This is a genomic window from [Muricauda] lutisoli (nom. illeg.) (genome assembly GCF_017313105.1).
Lineage (GTDB): Bacteria > Bacteroidota > Bacteroidia > Flavobacteriales > Flavobacteriaceae > Flagellimonas > Flagellimonas lutisoli.
The window spans coordinates 334,720-354,461 of record NZ_JAFLND010000001.1 but is presented as its reverse complement, the minus strand read 5'-3'; the positions used below and the strand labels follow the sequence as shown (position 1 = coordinate 354,461).

General features: G+C 41.1%; 18 protein-coding genes. 7 read left to right on the top strand and 11 right to left on the bottom strand.

Going from position 1 to position 19,742, the window contains the following annotated elements; genetic code table 11:
* Window positions 1–55: 55 nt before the first annotated feature.
* The 3 genes from J0X13_RS01685 to J0X13_RS01675 form a co-directional block, all read right to left on the bottom strand.
* Entirely contained in the window at window positions 56–694 is a 639-nt protein-coding gene (locus J0X13_RS01685; RefSeq protein WP_207069751.1) for a DUF1684 domain-containing protein, read from the bottom strand.
* 56 nt (window positions 695–750) lie between these two features.
* Entirely contained in the window at window positions 751–2,112 is a 1,362-nt protein-coding gene (locus J0X13_RS01680) for an alpha/beta hydrolase (protein ID WP_242535592.1), read from the bottom strand.
* Between the two features lie 127 nt (window positions 2,113–2,239).
* A complete protein-coding gene (locus J0X13_RS01675) occupies window positions 2,240–2,692 on the bottom strand; it encodes an Lrp/AsnC family transcriptional regulator (RefSeq protein ID WP_207069749.1) in 453 nt (150 codons plus the stop codon).
* 122 nt (window positions 2,693–2,814) lie between these two features.
* Here J0X13_RS01675 and J0X13_RS01670 point away from each other — a divergent pair, with 122 nt between their 5' ends.
* On the top strand, window positions 2,815–3,216 hold the full coding sequence (locus tag J0X13_RS01670) for a hypothetical protein (RefSeq protein WP_207027773.1): 402 nt from the start codon (window positions 2,815–2,817) through the stop codon (window positions 3,214–3,216).
* Between the two features lie 6 nt (window positions 3,217–3,222).
* Here the strand turns inward: J0X13_RS01670 and J0X13_RS01665 are convergent, their stop codons facing one another.
* Window positions 3,223–6,681, bottom strand: a complete 3,459-nt coding sequence (locus J0X13_RS01665) for a methylmalonyl-CoA mutase family protein (RefSeq protein ID WP_207069748.1) — start codon at window positions 6,679–6,681, stop codon at window positions 3,223–3,225.
* Window positions 6,682–6,823: 142 nt separating this feature from the next.
* Between J0X13_RS01665 and purU the strand changes: the two genes are divergently transcribed.
* The 4 genes from purU to J0X13_RS01645 all read left to right on the top strand — a co-directional run bounded on the left by purU (window position 6,824) and on the right by J0X13_RS01645 (window position 12,708).
* Complete coding sequence (gene purU / locus J0X13_RS01660) at window positions 6,824–7,672, top strand: formyltetrahydrofolate deformylase (protein ID WP_207069747.1); 849 nt, start codon at window positions 6,824–6,826, stop codon at window positions 7,670–7,672.
* 68 nt (window positions 7,673–7,740) lie between these two features.
* On the top strand, window positions 7,741–10,035 hold the full coding sequence (locus tag J0X13_RS01655) for a glycoside hydrolase family 65 protein (protein WP_207069746.1): 2,295 nt from the start codon (window positions 7,741–7,743) through the stop codon (window positions 10,033–10,035).
* A gap of 31 nt (window positions 10,036–10,066) precedes the next feature.
* Window positions 10,067–11,926: a glycoside hydrolase family 13 protein gene (locus J0X13_RS01650; RefSeq protein WP_207069745.1), complete on the top strand. Its 1,860-nt coding sequence runs from the start codon at window positions 10,067–10,069 to the stop codon at window positions 11,924–11,926.
* 77 nt (window positions 11,927–12,003) lie between these two features.
* A complete protein-coding gene (locus J0X13_RS01645; protein WP_207069744.1) occupies window positions 12,004–12,708 on the top strand; it encodes a DUF4197 domain-containing protein in 705 nt (234 codons plus the stop codon).
* Between the two features lie 195 nt (window positions 12,709–12,903).
* Here J0X13_RS01645 and J0X13_RS01640 read toward each other — a convergent pair whose 3' ends face one another.
* A complete protein-coding gene (locus J0X13_RS01640) occupies window positions 12,904–13,416 on the bottom strand; it encodes a hypothetical protein (RefSeq protein ID WP_207069743.1) in 513 nt (170 codons plus the stop codon).
* Window positions 13,417–13,618: 202 nt separating this feature from the next.
* Between J0X13_RS01640 and J0X13_RS01635 the strand changes: the two genes are divergently transcribed.
* Window positions 13,619–13,810: a hypothetical protein gene (locus J0X13_RS01635; protein WP_207027786.1), complete on the top strand. Its 192-nt coding sequence runs from the start codon at window positions 13,619–13,621 to the stop codon at window positions 13,808–13,810.
* 7 nt (window positions 13,811–13,817) lie between these two features.
* Here the strand turns inward: J0X13_RS01635 and pyrF are convergent, their stop codons facing one another.
* Together pyrF and prfA are read right to left on the bottom strand one after the other, a co-directional pair.
* Window positions 13,818–14,639, bottom strand: coding sequence for an orotidine-5'-phosphate decarboxylase (pyrF, locus tag J0X13_RS01630; RefSeq protein WP_207069742.1), 822 nt, complete (start codon window positions 14,637–14,639; stop codon window positions 13,818–13,820).
* Window positions 14,640–14,680: 41 nt separating this feature from the next.
* The gene (prfA, locus tag J0X13_RS01625) at window positions 14,681–15,757 is read right to left on the bottom strand and encodes a peptide chain release factor 1 (RefSeq protein WP_207069741.1); all 1,077 of its coding nucleotides are present in this window, start codon (window positions 15,755–15,757) and stop codon (window positions 14,681–14,683) included.
* A gap of 355 nt (window positions 15,758–16,112) precedes the next feature.
* On the opposite strand from prfA, the gene J0X13_RS01620 reads away from it, so the two are divergent.
* Window positions 16,113–16,778 (top strand): ATP-binding cassette domain-containing protein, encoded by a 666-nt coding sequence (locus J0X13_RS01620; protein ID WP_207069740.1) that lies wholly within the window; start codon window positions 16,113–16,115, stop codon window positions 16,776–16,778.
* On the opposite strand, the gene J0X13_RS01615 is transcribed toward J0X13_RS01620, so the two are convergent.
* From J0X13_RS01615 to J0X13_RS01600, 4 genes are read right to left on the bottom strand one after another with little or no spacing between them, the layout of a single operon-like run.
* Complete coding sequence (locus J0X13_RS01615) at window positions 16,759–18,054, bottom strand: DUF3570 domain-containing protein (RefSeq protein ID WP_207069739.1); 1,296 nt, start codon at window positions 18,052–18,054, stop codon at window positions 16,759–16,761. The two genes, J0X13_RS01620 and J0X13_RS01615, sit on opposite strands and share 20 nt — an antisense overlap.
* A gap of 31 nt (window positions 18,055–18,085) precedes the next feature.
* Complete coding sequence (locus J0X13_RS01610) at window positions 18,086–18,295, bottom strand: DUF4266 domain-containing protein (protein WP_207069738.1); 210 nt, start codon at window positions 18,293–18,295, stop codon at window positions 18,086–18,088.
* A gap of 12 nt (window positions 18,296–18,307) precedes the next feature.
* On the bottom strand, window positions 18,308–19,303 hold the full coding sequence (locus tag J0X13_RS01605; RefSeq protein WP_207069737.1) for an FAD:protein FMN transferase: 996 nt from the start codon (window positions 19,301–19,303) through the stop codon (window positions 18,308–18,310).
* A complete protein-coding gene (locus J0X13_RS01600; RefSeq protein WP_207069736.1) occupies window positions 19,300–19,737 on the bottom strand; it encodes a thioredoxin family protein in 438 nt (145 codons plus the stop codon). Before J0X13_RS01600 ends, J0X13_RS01605 begins: the two co-directional genes overlap by 4 nt.
* Window positions 19,738–19,742: the final 5 nt, after the last annotated feature.

The following is a 19,742-nucleotide window of genomic DNA, read 5'->3' as shown; positions in this document are numbered from 1 at the left end:
GAATAGATAGATATGGATATGAAAAAGCCTTACTCCATTAGGAATAAGGCTTTTTTTAGTCCTTGATAAAATTTTTCACTCCTGCTCTCACTTTAGTTCTCAAATAGTTTTGCCTTGGCACTAGAGGGCAGGAGTACTTTTTATTATATACACAGTAAGGATTGTAGGCTTTGTTAAAATCTATTACCAAAGTGTCGCCTTTGGGAATGCTCAAATCAATGTACCTCCCCCCTCCATAAGTTTCTTCCCCATTGGTATTGTCCAAAAAAGGCAAAAACAGATAATCCTCGTATTCTTCATCATCCATTAAACCCAAACTTTGGTATACCTCCAATTGATGCTCTGCACCATTTAGTGTAAAATGTGCGATTCCGTAAACTACTTCCTGGGTTTGTCTATCCGTTGTTGTTGGCATAAGGAAAGGTTCCGCATCGGGAGTGCGCTCAAAACGTGCTTTTACAATATAAGTGGTGTCGGGTTCAAAAAAATCAAGACCATCAAAGTCTTTACGGTATTTATCCGGTAACGGAGAAGAATCAGGATCTTTAAAACTTTCATTTTGCTCCTTCTGATATTCGAGGATATCCGCAATCACATCGGATTTGGAAGTTACTTTTTCTTCGTCATCGTGGTACTTTTTACCTTGTCCACAGGACATTAAAAAAACCATAGAAAGTAAGACTGCATATTTCATTCAGAAGATATTTATGCAAAAATACAGCTTAAACTCGGAAGGCTTCAAATTTTGAGCTATGGTCGGTTTTCCTCAACTTCGATATCATACCGAGCATCCTCCAAATATTTTGAGACAACTTGGTTGAATTCGGGTGTAATACGGAACAAAGCGATATTTTCCAGGCTATAGAGTTTTTCCTTATCCTTAAAACCTTTTTTCAACAACTCTTCCAAATAAAACAGTGAGGTACCAAAATCATCGTTCTTGGCACTTAGAGAAATGATCTTAAAGTAGAAATCGAAATTATCGGGTTCCAAAATAGTTTTTAGCATGTATAAAAATGCCAAAGCATCTTCATCTACCACCGCTTCCGACGAAATAATTTCAATATTATCCTCGGCCAAGGCATTCACAAAACCCAACAATCGATGTCCCATTTGTTTTTCGAATGGTTTTGAGCCCGAGATGAATTTATGTATCTCCCCCATTTGATAATTCCACCACCCCAAATTATTGAAATTATGGGCGTAGAGATCATCTTCCATATAGTATTGGTAGTCCTCCTTAAGCATGGATTCCTGTAAAAAGGCAGCATTTTCTGCCCTTTTCATCAACTTGAAGTCCTTGTTTCTTCTTAGGTCTTTTTGTGCCGATCTAAGGGAGTCCATATTTTTAAAAGCTCCGTACATGGACATCATTTCGGTCATATAATGCTCAGCCCACAATAAATCACCAATACTTTTCAATTGATTTACCTTATCCAAATCCTTTTTATAGGCTCGCTCCACATAGGTAGAATCCATGGAAATCCATTTTCTGCCCATTGCATCCAAAGTAAAGAGTTGCATCCCTTTTTCTATATAAGAAACACCTGGCCATTTTCCATCACCATCAAAAAGTAACATTTGATTGGGAAACTTATACTTGTCCAACAATTTGGTATCGGTGAGCATAAATGGGTAACTAAAATTCTCTTTACTGACAATACCAACAAAATGAAAAGAATCCTTGATATTGATAATTTCTCTATTGGCCAAAGATGCACCAATCGACATGGCGCCGCTCACATTATTAATTAGAACAGGGACCAAACTTGCAAATTGGCCTCCAGATGCTGCTCCTGCCGCATAAATCCGATTTGCCTTTATGGGCAACATACCGACAATTTCTTGGATTACCCTACTTGTGACCACCATGTTCTTGGACAACGAAATACTATCGGCCAATTTAGGAGCAGCCAAAACATATCCTTCTTTTTCGGCGGCCAACACAAACATAGAAAGTGCTTTTTCTTCCTCTCCCTCAGCATCTATCACCATAAGTAACGGCCATTCCTTATCCATGGAGAATTCTTTGGGAATATATATGGAGTATTTACTATTGGTAGAATCTTTGATCGAGAGATTTTCAACAATCTCCCCCTTTTTCAACACCATTAGTTGCGAAAAGACTGAAATTGCACAAAAAAAGGTCAGAAAGGTTAGCAAGTATGTTTTTTTCATAATTCTAAGTTCACAAAAATCCAGCCAAAGTATGTTTCAAATAACCAATTTAACAAGAAAGCTATTTACTCACCTTACTTTTTTTGATGGGTGAATTAGCTACAACATTGGACAATACAATGTGCGTCCTACATTCTCCATAAACGATAAGTTCATCAATAAATTTTTCTAAATGCGATTGATCTCTGAGCACTACCTCCATAATGATGTTTTCATTACCCGTTATTCGATAACAATTGACCACCTCTTGAAAGGTTTTTACCTTATCCAGAAAAGGCTTCAACTTTCCCATAAAAGCCCTCAACATAATTATGGCCTTAAGCTGATAACCAGCTTCAACATAAGAAATGTTGGCTCCATAACGCTCAATAATCCCGAGGTCTTCCATCTTTTTCACGCGCTCCGCCACAGCGGGTGGTGTCAACCCGATTTTCCTACCAATATTGGCAAATGATTCCCTCGCATTTTGCTGCAAATGGTTCAATATTTGCCAATTCAAGTCATCTATCTTCATATATAAAGAAATATACCACTATTTTTTTGTTATCGAAAGTAAAATCGAATAATAGCTTTATTAACAAAAGTAAAAAAAATTGAATCGTGCTTAATTTTATAATACAAAATTGCTAGAAAAACATGGAGAGACATTCTCTTAATTCCCTTGGTGTATACCGTAGATCTTTGGCCCTTCGCGACATGAGCGAAGCGGTTGCGGCTTATTTTGCCCAAAACAGAGAGATTTTGTCCCTGCGCAAAATAGATTCTTTCCGAGATGACATTTCCAAATCCCTGTTGGCCGATGCCGACCTTATTACCAAAGAGGTCGAACAAGCCGCATTGAGCAATTGCCCGTCCGTTCGTATGAGGAGCCTTTCTTACGTAAACATCATGACCCGTAACATCTTGGCTTATTGCAATGGATTGGAACGTGACGGGGTAAAAGAAAAGGAATACCTGAACCTCCTTAGAAAAGAGATTCGCATATTCCGTGTTTCCTTTAAAAAATGGAGAAAGTCCTTGATCAACAAGAACGACTAATTTCCCCTACATATTTCTTCGGTACTGCCCCCCTACTTGGAACAGCGCTTCGGTTATCTGGCCCAACGAGCAATATTTGGCGGCCTCCATCAACTTTTCAAAAATGTTTTCATTGTTAATGGCCACTTCCTGTAATTCGTTCAACTGTTTCTCAGCCTCGTCAGCCTCCCGTTTGTGAAGGTTTTGCAAGGTATTTATCTGATTTTCCTTTTCAGTTTCTGTAGCACGGATCACCTCTGCCGGTAAAATGGTCGGCGAACCCTTGGAACTCAAAAACGTATTTACCCCAATAATCGGATATTCTCCCGAGTGTTTCAAGGTTTCATAATGAAGGCTTTCCTCTTGAATCTTGGAGCGCTGATACATTGTTTCCATAGCTCCGAGTACACCACCACGTTCCGTAATCCTGTCAAACTCCATTAAAACGGCCTCCTCTACCAACTCGGTCAGTTCTTCAATAATGAAAGATCCTTGTATTGGATTTTCATTTTTAGCCAATCCCAGTTCTTTGTTGATGATCAGCTGTATGGCCATTGCCCTACGGACGGACTCCTCTGTAGGCGTAGTGATCGCCTCGTCATAAGCATTGGTATGCAAAGAATTGCAATTGTCATAAATCGCATACAAGGCCTGAAGTGTGGTGCGGATATCGTTAAAATCAATTTCCTGTGCGTGCAGGCTTCTTCCTGAGGTTTGGATATGATACTTCAACATCTGTGCCCTTGGATTGGCCCCATATTTTTCCTTAAGGGCCTTCGACCAAATGCGTCGAGCTACGCGTCCAATGACCGCATATTCCGGGTCCACTCCGTTGGAAAAGAAGAACGAAAGGTTTGGACCGAACTTGTTGATGTCCATTTCACGACTCAAGTAGTATTCCACATAGGTAAACCCATTGGAAAGTGTAAAGGCCAACTGGGTGATAGGATTGGCCCCCGCTTCTGCAATATGATAGCCCGAAATGGAAACCGAGTAGAAATTGCGCACCTGTTGCTCAATAAAATATTCCTGTACATCGCCCATCAATCGCAGTGCAAATTCGGTCGAAAAAATACAGGTGTTCTGTGCTTGATCTTCTTTTAAAATATCAGCCTGCACCGTACCACGAACCTGGTTCAGGGTCTTGGCCTTTATTTCTTGGTACACACTTTCGGGAAGCACTTGGTCTCCCGTTACGCCCAAGAGCATCAACCCAAGGCCATTGTTCCCTTCGGGAAGTTCGCCGTAATAGTTGGGCTGTGCCATCCCTTTCTCTTTAAAAATAGTCTTGATCTTATCTTCGGTCTCTTTTTCCAAGCCATTCTCCTTGATATACTTCTCGCAATTTTGATCAATGGCAGCGTTCATAAAAAAAGCCAAAAGCATGGGCGCGGGACCATTAATGGTCATACTTACCGAGGTCATTGGACTGCTCAGGTCAAAACCGGAATACAGTTTTTTGGCGTCGTCCAAACAGCAGATGGACACTCCTGCGTTACCAATTTTTCCGTAGATATCCGGCCTATGATCTGGATCGTTTCCATATAAGGTGACCGAATCAAATGCAGTGGACAATCGTTTGGCGGGCATATCCATACTCACATAATGGAATCGACGGTTGGTCCGCTCTGGACCACCTTCTCCTGCGAACATTCGGGTGGGATCCTCACCCTCCCTTTTAAAAGGGTACAGTCCTGCAGTGTATGGGAATTCGCCTGGAACATTTTCTTGCAAGATCCATTGTAAGATATCGCCCCACGCTTTGTACTTGGGCAAGGACACTTTTGGAATCTGACTATGTGATAAGGATTCGGTATGTGTTTTAATGTTGACTTCCTTGTCCCGCACTTTAAAGGAGTAGATTTCTGCCTTGTACCGGTTAACTTTTTCCTTCCACTTTAAAATGTCCTCCCAATGGTGTGGGTTCAAGTGCATTTTCACTCTATCAAATTCCTTGATCAGGAGATTTATCAATTCCTTGGATGCCTCATTTTTGATGTGGGATTCGATTTTCTCTTCATTCAAGCCCGATTTATCCAAGAACAATTCTTCTGCCTGTTCTTGGTCCATTTCCAATGTGGATGCCATTGTCAAAAAGATACCGTAAAGTTTTTGGGCTATTTTGGCCTCTTCCTTCGCCTTGGCATCATAACTCCTGTTGTTTTCGGCTATCTCTGATAAATATCGTGTTCGGGATGGTGGAATCACGTAGATTTTCTCCGACATTTCCTGGGTAATCTCCAGAGTGGAATTCAAAGTGGAACCTGCTTTCTCCACCAAGGTTTCCATCACCTTTTTATAAAGGTTGTTCATTCCAGGATCATTGAACTGCGAAGCAATGGTCCCAAAAATTGGGAGTTCATCTTCATTGGTATGCCATAATCCATGGTTCCGGGCGTATTGCTTTTTCACATCGCGAATCGCATCCAAAGCTCCCCGTTTATCAAATTTGTTGATGGCAACAATATCGGCGAAGTCCAGCATATCAATTTTCTCCAATTGTGTGGCCGCACCAAACTCCGGTGTCATCACATAAAGCGATATGTCGCTGTGTTCCAATATTTCGGTATCGGACTGACCTATCCCTGAGGTTTCCAGGATTATCAGGTCATATTTTGCCGCTTTTAGAACTTGTACCGCCTCCGCTACATATTTGGACAAAGCCAAATTAGACTGCCGGGTGGCCAACGAACGCATGTATACCCTATCGTTATTGATCGCGTTCATTCGTATTCTATCTCCCAAAAGAGCGCCCCCGGTTTTTCGTTTGGATGGGTCCACGGAAACAATCCCAATGTGTTTGTCAGGAAAATCTATTAAAAATCGGCGTACCAATTCATCCACCAAACTGGATTTACCAGCTCCCCCAGTTCCCGTAATTCCTAAAACGGGAACATTATTTTCGGCTTTTTCAATGACTGGTTGATATTTTTCAAACGCTTCGTGACGGTTTTCGGCCAATGAAATCAACCGTGCCAAAGTGTTGGGATGTTTAGCCTTGAGTTCATCTTCAAGAGTTTTTTCCTTGGGAAGGTCCAAATCGGGAACTGCATCATCACATCGCTCCACCAAATCGTTGATCATACCCTGAAGACCCATTTCCCGACCGTCATCGGGGGAATAAATCCGTTCAATGCCGTAATCCATCAGTTCCTTTATTTCTTCAGGCAGGATAACACCGCCACCGCCACCAAAAATTTTGATGTGGCCCGCACCTTTTTCTTTCAACAAATCGAACATATATCGGAAGTATTCGTTGTGCCCACCTTGGTATGATGTCATTGCAATGGCATTCGCATCCTCTTGGATCGCACAATCAACCACTTCTGCCACACTCCTATCGTGTCCTAAATGGATTACCTCGACTCCAGTAGCCTGGATGATTCTTCGCATTATATTGATTGCTGCATCATGCCCATCGAACAGGGATGCTGCGGTAACAATTCTTATTTTATGTTTAGGCTTGTAGGGTTTAATTTGTTCCATCTGCAATAAAAGGTCTGATTTTGCTCTGCAATTTACAGAAAATGCAATTGAAAATTGATTTTGATTAAGATTGTATAAAAAATATTAAATCTTTGGGCTTCCTTTTTTGAATACCATAATTTTATCCGCCTAAATGTGTCCAATGAAACTGACCATCCTTATCAATTGTCCAGACCAATCGGGAATCATCCGCTCGGTAACCACTTTTATCCATCAACAAAAGGGGAACGTGGTTTATTTGGACCAACATGTGGACAAACAAGCGGGCGTTTTTTTTATGCGTTTAAAAAGTGAGTTTGAACAGGAATTGGACCTATACAAGTTTAAAGAGGATTTTGCAAAGGAATTGGCCACTAAGTTTCATATGGAATGGGATGCCTATACCGATGTGTACCGGCCAAAAATGGCCATTTTTGTTTCCAAATACAATCATTGCCTTTATGATTTGCTGAGCCGTTACAATTCTGGCGAATTATCAGTGGATATCCCCTTTATTTTAAGCAACCATAAGGATTTGGAATATGTAGCGGAACAGTTTGGCATTCCCTATTTTTATATTCCCGTGACCAAAGAAAATAAATCCGAAGCCGAGGACAAGCAACTGGAGCTTTTGGAACAATATGGCGTGGATTTTATTGTTTTGGCCAGGTACATGCAAATAGTATCACCAAAGGTGATTGATGTGTTCCCACAGAAAATCATCAATATCCACCATTCTTTTTTACCCGCCTTTGCAGGGGCAAAACCTTACCATGCCGCTTTTAAAAGGGGTGTTAAGATCATAGGTGCAACAAGCCATTACGTTACGGAGAATTTGGATGCCGGGCCTATCATTGAACAGGATGTGACCACTGTTTCACACACGCATTCCGTAAAGGATTTTATAGCCAAAGGAAGGGACTTGGAGCGTATTGTCCTTTCCCGTGCAGTGCAGCTTCACGTAGCACGGAAAACCATGGTATACAACAATAAAACCGTGATTTTTTCTTAGGGGAAAGATTACGTATCTTCTAATCAGCAAGTAAACATTAAATAAACACAACATCAATCATTTCTACAATGAATCAAGACTACATACAACCCAACCCATGGAGCATTATTGAAGAAGGTTTTGACCAAGATCGAGTCAAATCTTCAGAAAGCCTTTTTAGTATTGGTAATGGCGCTATGGGGCAGCGTGCCAATTTTGAAGAATCATATTCCGGACCTACTTTTCAAGGAAGCTATATTGGAGGAGTCTATTACCCCGACAAAACCCGTGTCGGGTGGTGGAAAAACGGTTATCCAGAATACTTCGCCAAAGTATTGAATGCCCCGAATTGGATTGGAATTGATGTAGAGATAAATGGCACCCCCTTGGATTTGGCCACTTGTACCAACATTAAAAACTTTAAGAGGGAACTGAACATGAAAGAAGGGTGGTATCGAAGAAATTTCATAGCGACCACACCCAACAATATAGAAATTGAAGTGGTTGCTACACGATTTCTGAGTCTGTCCCATGATGAAGTTGGAGCCATCAAGTTTGAAATCGCCCCACTTAATTCGGATGCAGAGGTGGTTTTTAAACCTTATATCGATTCGGGCATCACCAATGAAGACAGTAACTGGGACGATAAATTTTGGAATACCACAAGCATCAAAACAGAAAAGAACAGGGCCTTTATCGAGTCGCATACCATGAAAACCCATTTTAATGTATGCACCTTTATGCAAGCCCATTTGATTTATAACGACACCTTATCAACAACTCCGGATTCCGAAACCAAAGAAGAGCTTTCCATTGGCTTTCAATTCGTGCAAAACATAAAAAAAGGAGAAAAAGTAAGCTTGGTCAAATTTGGCGGATACACGGTGGACCGCAATCATAAGGCCAACAAATTAATCGAAGCTGCCAACGAAACACTGGACCAAGTCTCATCTCTTGGCTTTGATGGTCTTTTGGAAGAACAGAAAAAAGCTTGGGGGCAAATTTGGGAAATGAGCGACATCTACATCGACGGAGATGTTAAAGCTCAGCAAGGCATTCGCTTCAATATTTTTCAACTGAACCAGACCTATACTGGAACCGATTCCAGATTGAATATTGGCCCCAAAGGATTTACAGGGGAAAAGTATGGTGGAAGTACCTATTGGGATACAGAGGCTTACTGTCTTCCATTTTATATGGCGACCAAAAATCAGGAAGTAGCCCGAAAACTGCTCACATACAGGTACAACCATCTAGAGAAAGCTATCGAAAACGCTGAAAAGCTCGGTTTTAAAAATGGGGCGGCCCTCTACCCCATGGTTACCATGAATGGTGAAGAATGCCATAACGAATGGGAAATCACATTTGAAGAGATCCATAGGAACGGAGCCATAGCATATGCCATTTACAACTACACAAGATACACCGAAGATTACAGCTACGTTCCAGAAATGGGATTGGAAGTTCTGATCGGAATAGCTCGTTTTTGGCAGCAGCGGGTAAATTGGTCCGCACATCGCAACAAATATGTAATGCTCGGTGTAACCGGCCCAAACGAGTATGAAAATAACGTAAACAACAATTGGTACACAAATTACTTGGCCAAATGGTGTTTGGAATATGCCTTGGAGCAATTGGAACACGTGCAACAGAACTATCCAGAAGATTACAAAAGGGTGATGGAGAAGACCCAACTGACCAATGACGAGACAGGGCTATGGAAAAAAGTAGCTGCCCATATGTACTTCCCTCGTTCTGAAGAGCATGGCGTTTACCTCCAGCAAGATGGATTTTTGGACAAGGATTTGGTCCGCGTGGCCGATTTGGATAAAAAAGAACGCCCGATCAACCAACACTGGAGCTGGGACAGGATTTTACGTTCTCCATACATCAAACAGGCGGACACGCTCCAAGGATTCTATTTCTTTGAAGACCATTTTACCAACGAAGAACTGGAAAAGCATTTCGATTTTTATGAGCCGTTCACCGTTCACGAGTCTTCGCTTTCTCCATGCGTACACTCTGTTCAAGCCGCAAAATTGGACCGAATGGAGCAAGCCTACACTTTTTATCTCCGTACATCAAGATTGGATTTGGACGATTACAATAAAGAGGTAGAAGAAGGATTGCACATTACCTCCATGGCCGGAACCTGGATGAGTATTGTAGAAGGTTTCGGTGGTATGCGAATTAAGGATGGTAAACTTTGTTTTTCTCCCAAAATACCAGAACAATGGGATATGTATTCCTTTAAAATCAACTTTAGGAATCGTATTTTGAAAGTAACCGTTACGCAGGATGGAGCAGCATTTACTATTGACGAAGGTGATGCCCTTGAGGTAATCGTTAACGAGCAACCGTTGCGTGTTTCCCATCAATCCTAAAAAGGAGGAACATTCAACTGAACATATATTTATGAGAAAGCTTATAACTCTGGTTCTATTCACCATTTGTGGGGTGGCATCGGGTCAAATAGAACGGGTGGAACCGCCTAACTGGTGGGTCGGGATGCAACAGACAGAATTAGAGGTTTTGGTCTATGGCGACAACATAAGCGACCTAGTCCCTGAATTTTCAGGGAACATTACCATCAAAAAGGTAGTGAAAACGGAAAACCCAAATTATTTATTTGTGACGGTCGACACGTACGGGATCTCCCCTGGAATTCAAACCTTATCCCTCAAAAAGGGTCGAAGAACAATTGATTCTTTTGATTATGAGTTCAAAGCAAGAAGGGAAAATTCAGAACAAAGAAAAGGGTTCGACTCATCGGATGTCATATATCTTATAATGCCGGACCGATTTGCCAATGGAAACGCATCAAATGACAGTACACCGGAAACTATAGAAAAAGCCAACCGAGATCATCAAGGTGGGCGACATGGCGGCGATATTCAAGGAATCATTGATCATTTGGACTACATCCACGAACTTGGAGCGACCACCCTTTGGAGCACACCGCTCACTTTGGATAACGAAAAAGTTTATTCGTACCATGGCTATGCCAGTAGCGATCTTTATTTAATTGACCCGCGTTACGGTTCCAATGAAGATTTTGCCAAGCTTTCTTCCGAACTCCATAAACGGAACATGAAACATATTATGGATTTTGTTCCCAACCATTGGGGCATAAGCCATTGGCTCATTCAAGATCTACCATCCAAAGATTGGATTCATTATTGGGAAGGTGGGGAAAATGGCTTTAAAAGAAGCAATTACATCCAAACCACTCAATTTGATCCCAATGCATCAAAAATTGATGCCAAGGGCTGCATGGATGGCTGGTTTGATTACACCATGCCCGACATGAACGAAAGCAACCCCATGGTGATCAACTACTTGGTGCAAAATGCCATTTGGTGGATAGAAAGCGGGGATTTGGATGGCATCCGGGTAGACACTTATCCTTACAATGACAAGCAGGGAATTACCGAGTGGGTGACCCGAGTGATGGAAGAATACCCCAACTTTAATATTATGGGGGAAACTTTTATGCACGACACGGCCCATATCGCCTATTGGCAAAAGGACAGTAAAGTTGGTGCCATACAAGGGTTTAATTCCAATTTACCAACAGTGATGGATTTCCCGTTGCACGATATTCTATTACAAGTTTTCCATGAGGATGAGCAGAATTGGAGTGATGGCTTTTATAGGGTTTATGACCATTTGACCAAGGATTTCCTATATCCCAACATCAATAATCTATTGATAAAAATGGGCAACCATGATGTTAATCGTATCAATCAGGAATTTGAGGGCGACTTGGACAAATACAAACTGGCACTCACCTTACTATTGACATTGCGAGGAATACCCCAAATCTATTATGGTGATGAAATAGGAATGTTGGGGGACAAAAGTAAAGGCGATGGTGATATTCGCCGGGATTTTCCAGGTGGATGGCCAGGAGATGAACATAATGCCTTTACCAACGATGGAAGAACTGTTGCACAAAACAAGTATTATGATTTTACCAAAAAACTATTGAACTGGCGAAAAGGCCAACCAGCCGTTCATTTTGGGAAAACACTTCACTTCTCCCCTGTTAAGAACATCTACGTATATTTTAGATACTTGCCCAATGATCCTGATGAAACCGTAATGGTCGTTTTGAACAATTCCGATAAAGACCAAAAAATTAACCTTGAACGATTTTCGGAAGGTATGCAAGGATTCAATAAAGGATGGGAAATAATTTCAGGCGCTGAATACGAGTTGCACCAAACCTTGGAAATTAGCGCCAAAAGCGGGTTGATTTTTGAATTAAGGTGATTTCACCTAAAAAATTTCAAAATCAGTCGGTTTTAAGGTGATTCGAAGTATTTTCATATCAATTTAAACATTTAACCATGAAAAGATTATTGCTATGCTTTTTAGCATTTCAACTTGTAGGATGTGCTGAACTGCAACAGGTTGTAAACCAACTGCCCCAAGGAACAAATGGAATTGGAAATGCCGAAATTGCACAAGGATTGCGGGAAGCCCTTAACATGGGCATTGAAAAACAAGTGAACAAACTGACCAGAGAAAATGGATTTTACAAAAATGAATTGGTCAAAATCCTACTTCCAGAGGAATTACAGAAAGTGGACAAAACGCTTCGAGATATTGGTTTGTCCAGTTTGGCAGATGAAGGGTTGAGAATCATTAACCGTGCTGCAGAGGATGCCGTTGGTGAAGCTACGCCCATTTTTGTAGATGCCGTAAAGGGTATCACTTTTAATGATGCCAAACAGATTTTGTTGGGGAACGATAACGCAGCGACCCAATATTTACAGCAAGCTACAAGGATCCAGCTATACAATAAATTCAATCCTATTATTAAAAACTCCTTTCAAAAAGTAGGTGCAGACCAAATATGGAGCAACATTATCACAAAGTATAACAGCTTACCTTTGACAAACAATGTCAATCCAGATTTAACCGATTATACTACCAATGAAGCCTTGGAGGGAGTCTATACCATGATTGCCGTTGAAGAAAAGGAAATTAGGACAAAAGTTTCGTCTCGTACAACAAATTTGTTAAAAAAAGTATTCGCTCTGCAAGATTAATCACAATTTTTTCAGAAAAATGTAATAACTTTATAGGTAATGCGTTATAACTGTAATAATTAAGTATAATTATAACAAAATCCTAAAGTTAAATTAACCTTGACCTGAAGGTTAAAATTGAATTTTGTACAAGTTATCTGAGTTAGCATTTTTTTGAGTTAGTTAGTTTAAAAACCGGTGTTCCTCACCGGTTTTTTATTTTGTATGCTTTCTGTAAAGTCCATCAAATGCAATAGAGGCATTCCCAGACTCATCAAGAACCTCCCATAGCTGCCTTACCGTTCCATTGTTGTTCTTGGTCCAAGTAATACGGTTCCAATATTTTTTGCCGTCAGCTTTTATGAACTCTTCGGACATCAAAACCATTTGGCTCCCTTTACGATTTCCTTTCAATTTTAAAAAAGAACCGCCATTATCTATCCACAATTGTTCCCACTGATTACTCTGGGCATTGAAAAAATTAAGGCTCGTCCCAGTATAACCCGCTTTGGCACTGGTCCAATTTTCCCTGATTACGCAACCATCTTCCTCCTTTTGGATTACACTGGAACCTGCCGGGGAGCCATCTTTGGAATTGACCACTTCCCATTCGCCGATCCAAAAATCAAAAGCTTTATGGTCCTTGGAGCAACAATTACAATTTGCCGGTTCTTGTGCCTGCAAACCAAGACAAAAAAACAAAGTGAAAATACATACCAACCTTCGCATAAGAGATTTATTTACCTGCCTACCAGTACCTTTTAAAGGTACGTTAATTTTATTCTAACAAAATGTAAGCAAATCCACCAAAATGGTTGGGGTTACGTTAAATTTTAGATAAATAACCTGATTTCTAGGTGTATACCAACATTTATCATAATCTATATGCCTGTTTTGAACGTATCTTTGTTATTAACAAATCTTGAGGGCTATGAATAATCAATATTGCAAAGTTGGATCGGTTACCCCCATTACAGGACTAAGCCAAGCCGCTTCGGTTTTGGAGGTAATGCACAAAAATTTTATGGAAAAAGCTGCAAGTGTTTCCGGAAAGGACAATCAGTTGGGCGAATTCTTTAAAAGCAAAGCACAGAGTATCAAAAAGGTTTTGGAAAGCTTGTAGGTGAGCCCTATTTCAGTTTAGCCAGTTCAATTTCCATTTCTTGCTGGATTTCCTTTGCCTTTTTTGCGGCAGTTTCTGCAAAATCCGACTCGTTGGAAGCATATAAAATGCCACGGGAAGAATTCACCAACAAACCTACATCCTTGGTAATTCCGTATTTGCACACTTCCTGCAAACTTCCACCTTGTGCACCGACCCCGGGCACCAATAAAAAGCTTTCTGGAACAATCTTTCGGATATCTTCCAAATACGTGGCCTTCGTTGCCCCTACCACATACATCAACCGTTCTGAGCCTTTGTACGTTTTGGAAACGGACAACACTTCTTTGTACAGTTCTTGCCCGTCCACTATTTTGGTCTGAAAATCAAAAGCACCTTGGTTGGATGTAAGGGCCAATAAAATGGTATGCCTATCCTCGAACTCCAAAAAGGGTTCCACAGAATCCTTGCCCATATAGGGTGCAATGGTGATAGAGTCAAAGTCCATCGTTTCAAAAAATGCCTTGGCATAGCGCGTGGAAGTATTCCCTATATCCCCGCGCTTGGCATCCGCAATGGTGAATATTTCGGGGTGGTTTGCATTCAAATACTCCATGGTTCGCTCCAAGGACCTCCACCCTTGAAGACCATAGGCCTCATAAAAAGCAATATTAGGTTTATAGGCCACACAATAAGCGTGTGTGGCATCAATAATGGCTTTATTAAAAGCAAAAATGGGATCTTCTTCTTTTAGAAGATGCTTCGGTATTTTATCCAAATCGGTGTCGAGACCAACACAGAGGAACGATTTCTTTTGATGTATTTGGGCAATTAAATCTTCAATCTTCATTTTGATGGGGTCTCGACCGTACGGGAATTGAATTTAACAGATTAAAATATCTCCGAAGCTTCCTTGAGTTTCTCGGTGTTTTCCACCAGCATCAACTCATCGATTATTTTTTGAATATCACCGTTCATAATATTTTGCAGATCATAAAGGGTCAGTCCAATTCTGTGGTCGGTTACCCTGCCCTGCGGATAATTGTAGGTACGGATTTTGGCCGAACGATCACCACTACTTACCTGAGAGTTACGTTTGGCGGCATCTTCAGCCTGTTTTTTGGCCAATTCCATATCGTACAAACGGGAACGAAGCACTTTAAACGCTTTGTCCTTGTTTTTGTGCTGGGATTTTTCATCCTGACATTGCGCCACAATACCCGTAGGTTCGTGGGTTAAACGCACTGCAGAGTATGTGGTGTTTACCGACTGACCACCGGGTCCCGACGAGCAGAAATAATCGATCCGAACATCTTTTGGGTCTATCTGAACATCAAACTCCTCTGCTTCGGGAATCACCATTACGGTAGCTGCACTGGTATGTACCCTACCTTGGGTCTCGGTCTGTGGAACACGCTGTACACGGTGCACCCCCGCCTCGAACTTAAGCGTTCCGTAAACATCTTCGCCGTTCACCTCGAAGTGGATTTCCTTGTATCCGCCGCTAGTTCCTTCGCTCAAGTCGATAACATTGGTCTTCCAGCCTTTGGATTCGCAGTATTTGGTGTACATACGGAACAAATCGCCCGCAAAAATACTGGCCTCATCACCTCCCGTTCCCGCACGGATCTCCATTACTACGTTTTTCTCGTCCTCAGGGTCCTTCGGAATAAGTAAGTATTTGATTTCCTCTTCCAATTTGGGCATGGCACTTTTGGCCTCATCCAACTGCATTTTGGCCATTTCCACCATTTCCTCATCACTTCCATCCGCGATGATTTCCTCGGCCTCCTCAATATTCTTGGTAAGTGTAATATATTCGTCACGCTTATCGCAGAGCACTTTAAGGTCCTTATACTCTTTGTTGAGCTTTACGTACCTTTTTTGGTCAGCAATAATATCGGGTTGTATGATCAGGTCCGAAACCTCATCAAAACGCTGTTTTACGATGTTGAGTTTGTCTAGCATAAATCAATCCTCCTATAGGAATGCGAATTTACGATTAATTTGTACATTTAATAAATACCATGGTTCCATTATTCCGTATTAAAACATACCTACTGGTTTTTCTGTTCTACAAAACCGTTCTCTTGGCTTCCACATTGATAGCAATTCTGTTCATGTTTTTTAAAGCACCTTTTTCTTCCATAATTGCTTTGAAACTGGTTTTTATCGGATTGTTCATCCTAAGGTTTTCAGATTCAAGATATTCAAAAGATTTGGTTTTATATCAAAACTTCGGGATTTCCAAGGTCGGTTTATTGTCTCTCTCTTTTCTGTTTGATTTACTGATATCCGTAATTATTTATATCATCTTTTTCTTTTGGTTCTAGAAATCGACAACATAGAACTTTCCTTTGATGGCAAAACCATTTTGAGAGGTATATATTTAAAAGCCGAAAGCGGAAAAGTCACTGGTATTTTGGGAAGAAACGGCTCTGGAAAAACTTCTTTGCTCCATATTTTATTCGGAAGTTTAAGTCCAAAATACAAATCCATCCGTATTGATGGCGAATTGATAAAATCGCCATTGTTCCAAAGAAATCAAGTGGCTTTCTTGCCTCAGCAAAAGTTACTTACCAGAACTATGAAAGTTGGCAGCAGTCTCAAATTGTTCAATGTTGATTGGGGGACCTTTATAAATGATTTTGAACACTTCAAACCCTTTAAAAATCACTATACCTCCAATCTATCCGGTGGTGAACTCAGATTGTTGGAAACCTACCTCATATTGAACAGCGACAAAAATATTATCCTTCTTGATGAACCTTTTTCCAATTTAGCACCCCTGTACGTTTCGAAAATCAAGGATATCATTGAGCATAAAAAAGTGGATAAAATCATACTACTTACGGATCATTTGTATGAGGAAATAGTGTCGTTAAGTGATGATCTGTATTTCCTAAAAAATGGGTGCTCTAAATTGATCCACAATATGGAAGACCTCGAAAGTGAGGGGTATTTACCTATCAATTCCCAACAAAAGTAGTTCCCAAGGTAACGATGAACGCATTGAGGCCATTGCTCCTATCGTATTGGCTGAATCGCAGGTTAATGGTTTTCAATCCAAAATTAAGGACTCGAGCACTTGTAAAAATATCCTTGTACTGTACCCCTATCCCATATTGATGGGCATCGTAATTGGACAAATCATAATCCGAAGTATAAAACTCATAAGTGGACAACGCCTGCTCTTTGGGATAAAAATAATCCGCAGCGGTTTGGGTATAGTAGCGGTAGGTTGGATATAAGGTAAATTTATCCGTAAGCTTAAAGGGAACTTCCAGACTTGCCGTGTGCGAACTTATGCCCCAATCGTCCCAATAAAAACGGTAGTAGGAGCGTAGAATCACCAGATCGTTCAAATAATAATTCAACCGACCGCCCACAGGTATTTTAAAACGGCTTTCGGGCAATTGCTCCACATTGTCCGCCAATTGGAATTCATCAATATAAAAATCCTCAAAATCAGAAAAGTAGACCCGTTGGAATGGAGTGCTCAACAATCCGTTCTGGGAAACCAAATCCACAAACAACGCTCCCTGCAATTTTTGGCTCAAAATCTGGGAGAAGCTTAGGGAAAGTGAATACGAATTCCTGTTCTCATTATCAAACTCCCTAAAAAGTGGACTGTATGTGCCGTTTCCCGTAATGCGATCATCAAAAAAACCATCGCGCAACTCTATCGGGTATTGTGAATTCCACTTATCCAAAAACACACGACCGCTTAGTGTAATTTCAGTATTTTTTTCATTGAACAATTTGGTAAAACTACCACCAAACCCTATTGAAAAATAATCGTATTCCGATGAAAAATAGGCATTGGCACTCCAGATAGTGTTCCGGTCGTCCGAGCTATGCTGATAGGTTGGATTGATATAGGCCAACACATCCTTTCGTGATTCACCCGAAGAAGCATCAAAAGGAGTAACATTGAGGCCTCCATCCAACGGATTCACGTTACTGGAAGATGCCGAAGTATAGGCCGACAGCCCAACATCCACCGTTAAAATATCATCTTCGTTCATAGGCATTCGAAGGACAATACTGGAAGTGGCATCCGTTAGTTCCTCGGTGCCTTCACCTCCGGTTACGGCAGCATTTTGCCCATCTTGGTTGTAATAACTGAACAACAAATCGACCTCACTTGCCTCCAAAACCCTTCGCTTGTAAGAGGTGTCTCCTTGCTGTGCCCATCCCATCAATGTCACAAAAAAGAACAGGACTACGGAAACGGATTTTGTTGATTTGGACAAATGGATCATAAGCTTTTAAATCGATTGGACAGATTCATTATCAATTACATCCACATCCACCTCCTGTTTTGCCGCCATTGGCGCCAGAGGAAGCTTCCCTGTAAATATGGAAATTGGTCTCGAACCGTTCGCACGGTCTTGCGCTCAATTGCATTTCTTCATCGTTCACATATACCTTATCGTATTCACGAACAGCTACGCAGGAACTTGAAAAAATCAAAAGCAACATTAAAAAAAAAGGTTTTCCCATACATTAAATGTACTAATTCGTATCGAACATGATACCTGAACTTTTATGAACTTTATTCTCGGAATCCACTACAACAGCCTCTACCCCATCAATCTGATTGATCATATGTAAGCCAACATCACGGCCCATTGTAAAAACGGCAGTTGCCAAAGCATCGCACAATTCTGCTTGTTTGGCGAAAATGGAAACACTATTGATACCTTTGGTCGGGTAACCCGTTCTGGGGTCTATGATATGCGAATATTTTTCCCCATTTAGCATAATATATTTTTCGTAGTTTCCTGAAGTTGCCACAGAGGACTCTACAATGGGCAACCAACTAAACACCTTATCCTTACTGAGTGGATTGGCTATTCCTACCAACCATTTTTCGCCCGTTATCTTAGTGCCCCAGGTTGTCAAGTCTCCAGAGGCATTTATGATTCCACCTTTTACATCCTTGGAAACGAGAAGGTCCTTTGCCCGATCGGCGGCATAGCCTTTACCAATGGCACCAAATCCAATCCGCATCCCTTTTTCAGGGAGGAATATGGTTTGGTTTTCCGCATCCAGTTGAATCTTTTCAAACCCCACTTTTGAAACCGACTTCTCGATTTCCGCTTCGGTCGGCACCTTATCCATTGTACCATCAAATTTCCAGATATTGTCCATAGAGGCATAGGTAATGTCAAAGGCCCCATCGGTTATTTCGGATATTTTGATGGATCTTTCAATCAAATTAAACAACTCGTGACTTACCTTAACGGGTTTTATCCCCGCATTTGTGTTGATCAAAGAGGTTTCTGACTTTTCGTTCCAGGATGAAATGATATTTTCTATTCGCTCAATTTCGGATACAGCTTCGTCTATGTTGATATATCCAATTTCCTCGTTAGGCGCCACCACGGTAATCTCGAACCGGGTACCCATCAATTTCAGGGTCTTTTTTACCGTGACATCCGTTTGCCTCGACTGCCCGAACGACAGCAGGCAACAAAGACTGCAGGCCAAGGCAACAAAGGTTTTCATTTTAGGAATTTATTCAGGGTCTTGATGTATTTTTCAGGACTGGTTCGGGCCACAAAACCTGTGGTTCCCAAAACATTTTGGTCTTTGTCAATAACCACAACCAATGGAAAATAACCTCTTGGGTTATATTTTTCTGCCAAGGACTTATTTACATTAAGTTTTTCCTCCGGCAATTGGTTTTTCTTCTTACGTGGGAAATCTGCATCGTACATTACATAATGCTCCAAAGCATATGCCTTGAACTCATCGCTGTCAAAAACATGTCGCTTTAAACGGATGCAGGGGGCACACCAATCGGAGCCCGAAAACACCAGAACAATGGGTTTGTCCTCAGCGGAGGCCTTGGCCAGCGCATCATCAAAATTCTCTTGCCATTGTTGCGCCTGAAGCATACCAAAACTGGCAAATAGCAATATGTAGATTACTTTTTTCATTCGCT

Bases quoted from the DNA above. Each gene is read 5' to 3' on its own strand.
- J0X13_RS01650 (WP_207069745.1), top strand. From the start codon at position 10,067: ATGAGAAAGCTTATAACTCTGGTTCTATTCACCATTTGTGGGGTGGCA.
- pyrF (WP_207069742.1), bottom strand. From the start codon at position 14,639: ATGAAGATTGAAGATTTAATTGCCCAAATACATCAAAAGAAATCGTTC.
- purU (WP_207069747.1), top strand. From the start codon at position 6,824: ATGAAACTGACCATCCTTATCAATTGTCCAGACCAATCGGGAATCATC.
- J0X13_RS01680 (WP_242535592.1), bottom strand. From the start codon at position 2,112: ATGGTGTTGAAAAAGGGGGAGATTGTTGAAAATCTCTCGATCAAAGAT.
- J0X13_RS01665 (WP_207069748.1), bottom strand. From the start codon at position 6,681: ATGGAACAAATTAAACCCTACAAGCCTAAACATAAAATAAGAATTGTT.
- J0X13_RS01640 (WP_207069743.1), bottom strand. From the start codon at position 13,416: ATGCGAAGGTTGGTATGTATTTTCACTTTGTTTTTTTGTCTTGGTTTG.
- J0X13_RS01655 (WP_207069746.1), top strand. From the start codon at position 7,741: ATGAATCAAGACTACATACAACCCAACCCATGGAGCATTATTGAAGAA.
- J0X13_RS01645 (WP_207069744.1), top strand. From the start codon at position 12,004: ATGAAAAGATTATTGCTATGCTTTTTAGCATTTCAACTTGTAGGATGT.
- J0X13_RS01615 (WP_207069739.1), bottom strand. From the start codon at position 18,054: ATGATCCATTTGTCCAAATCAACAAAATCCGTTTCCGTAGTCCTGTTC.
- J0X13_RS01600 (WP_207069736.1), bottom strand. From the start codon at position 19,737: ATGAAAAAAGTAATCTACATATTGCTATTTGCCAGTTTTGGTATGCTT.
- J0X13_RS01675 (WP_207069749.1), bottom strand. From the start codon at position 2,692: ATGAAGATAGATGACTTGAATTGGCAAATATTGAACCATTTGCAGCAA.
- J0X13_RS01685 (WP_207069751.1), bottom strand. From the start codon at position 694: ATGAAATATGCAGTCTTACTTTCTATGGTTTTTTTAATGTCCTGTGGA.
- J0X13_RS01605 (WP_207069737.1), bottom strand. From the start codon at position 19,303: ATGAAAACCTTTGTTGCCTTGGCCTGCAGTCTTTGTTGCCTGCTGTCG.
- prfA (WP_207069741.1), bottom strand. From the start codon at position 15,757: ATGCTAGACAAACTCAACATCGTAAAACAGCGTTTTGATGAGGTTTCG.
- J0X13_RS01635 (WP_207027786.1), top strand. From the start codon at position 13,619: ATGAATAATCAATATTGCAAAGTTGGATCGGTTACCCCCATTACAGGA.
- J0X13_RS01610 (WP_207069738.1), bottom strand. From the start codon at position 18,295: ATGGGAAAACCTTTTTTTTTAATGTTGCTTTTGATTTTTTCAAGTTCC.
- J0X13_RS01670 (WP_207027773.1), top strand. From the start codon at position 2,815: ATGGAGAGACATTCTCTTAATTCCCTTGGTGTATACCGTAGATCTTTG.